This window comes from Pricia sp., from assembly GCF_041745955.1.
GTDB lineage: Bacteria > Bacteroidota > Bacteroidia > Flavobacteriales > Flavobacteriaceae > Pricia.
Map to the genome: position 1 here is coordinate 1 of NZ_JBGTHY010000327.1, position 2,556 is coordinate 2,556.

Below are 2,556 nucleotides of genomic sequence, written 5' to 3' on the forward strand. Positions count from 1 at the left end.
CTGCAACAAGGCTATATGCCCCAATATATGCGAAACACCTTGCAGCTTAACAACGGAAAAATCGGGGAAAACCCTACCTCCTTCTCCGAGATCGGGCAATTGGCGGGTATCGCTGCTACGGACTGGAGCTGGGCGCCCCTCTTTGCCGATTTTGACAACGACGGACTGAAAGACCTGTTTATCAGTAATGGTTATTTGCGAGATATTACCGATCTCGATTTTATTAACTATACGGGATCTTTATCGGGCAATGTTATTCAAGACAGTCTTGATGCGGCACTCAAACGAAAAGCAAGGGAGATGCCCTCCATTACGCTTTCCAATTTTATGTTCAAAAATAAAGATACCCTGAGTTTTGAAGACGTCTCCGAAAAATGGGGGCTGCAAGAACCCTCCTTATCCAACGGCACGGCCTTTGCCGATCTCGATAACGACGGTGACCTCGATATCGTAGCCAACAACATCAATTCGGTCGCATTTATTTATGAAAACCGTTCCGAAATGTTTCCTGACCATAATTTTATTAACATTGGATTAGTTGGGGACAGCCTGAATGTACATGCCTTAGGCGCTCAGGTTCGATTGTTTACCGATGATAGTATGCAAATGCTTCACCAATCCGTTACGAGGGGCTACCAATCTTCCATGGATCACAAACTACATTTTGGACTCGGCGATATTCGTACGATCGACAGTCTTTCGGTGCAATGGCCGGATGGAAAACATACAATACTACGTGATTTGAAAGCCAACCAATTTCTGGTAATCAACAAAAAGAAAACCGCGACTGACAAGGTCAAACGAACGGCGGCCGACCCAGCCCCCTTACTTTTTCAGAAAGTCACTGACACCTACGGAATTAACTTTGAACACGACGAAGAAGACTACCTCGACTTTAACCGGCAGTTTCTGCTCCCCCATAAACATTCCAACCAAGGTCCGGGAATCGCCGTTTCCGACATCAATGGCAACGGGCGGGAAGATTTCTTCATAGGCGGCGGCTATAACCGCAGCGGAAAGCTCTTCACCAGCAAGCACGACGGCCATTTCGAACAGAAGCCCTTGGTGAAAAACGAAAATGAAAAATATGAGGAAGATACCGGAACCCTTTTTTTTGACCACGATAACGACGGAGATCAGGACCTGTATATCGTAAGTGGCAGTAACGAATTTTACGAAAGTTCGGAATTTTTTCAAGATCGGCTCTACAACAATGATGGCAAGGGTAATTTTACGTTGGATGAAAAAGCACTTCCGAAATTACGGTCCAGTGGTTCTTGCGTCCGTGCAGCAGATTTCGACAAGGATGGCGATCTAGATCTTTTTGTAGGAGGAAGACTCGTGCCCCTTAAATATCCGCTACCTCCCAACAGCTATCTGCTCCAAAACGAAAACGGAAGCTTTACGGATGTAACCAACCAACTGGCCCCGGAATTACAAAAAACGGGTATGGTTACGGATGCCCTATGGACCGATTTTGACAACGACGGAGATACCGACCTTATCGTCGTAGGGGAGTTTATGGCCATCCAATTTTTTGAAAACGACAATGGAAAATTGAAGAATGTCTCCGCAAAAACCGGTCTTTCGCACACCTCGGGATGGTGGAACAGCATAAACGGAGGGGATTTTGACAACGACGGCGATATCGACTATGTACTTGGTAATCTGGGGCTGAACACCAAGCACGAGGCTTCTCCTGAACAGCCGGTAACAGTGTATGGATTAGATTACGATCAGAACGGTGTCTTGGACCCCATTATGACTTCATTTACAAACGGTACGGAATATCCTGTACATTCCAGGGACGATCTGATCAAGCAAATTCCCACAATGAAGAAGAAATTCCCTAATTATGAAAGCTATGCCAAAGCGACGCTCGATGACCTTTTATCCCCTCAAGAGCAAAGTAGTGCCTATCAGGCCAAAGCCTTTCATTTTGCCTCCAGTTATTTACGCAATGATGGAAATGGACAATTTGAACTGATAGCCCTTCCCCGAAAAGCCCAGTTGGCCCCCGTTTACGGCATTTTGGTGCAAGATTTTGATTTGGACTGCTTTTTGGACGTGGTGCTGACGGGAAACGATTTCGGCACCGAGGTGGGCAGTGGTAGATACGATGCGTTAAAGGGTGTTTTTTTAAAAGGAAACGGAAAAGGGGGCTTCGAACCTATTTCGAACACCCATACCGGCCTTTTTATCGATGGCGATAACCGCAGTGCCGCATCCATCAAGGTTGATGGTCAATTGACCGCCCTGTTCGGAAGAAATTCCGATCGAATAGATGTATATGCCTCCGATATTCCTGGGAAAAACTACACACTTTTTGATGTTCCACCAAATACCCTGAAGGTCAAAATCATTGGCTTCGATGGAGCCGAACGTTGGCACGAATGCTATTACGGCTCTTCGCACCTATCACAATCATCGCGTGCCCTTCAACTATATAACGACGAACAGAAAATCGAGCTTTATGATTTTAAAGGAAACAAAACGCTAATCGATTTTATGGGTGAAAATCAGATGGATTGAACAAATAAAATCAATACAGTTTCA

1 protein-coding gene is annotated in these 2,556 nt (G+C 45.5%); it reads left to right on the forward strand.

Going from position 1 to position 2,556, the window contains the following annotated elements:
- The coding region (locus ACEW8S_RS12015) for an FG-GAP-like repeat-containing protein (RefSeq protein ID WP_373518390.1) at positions 1-2,532 on the forward strand (2,532 nt) is incomplete at its 5' end.
- Positions 2,533-2,556: the final 24 nt, after the last annotated feature.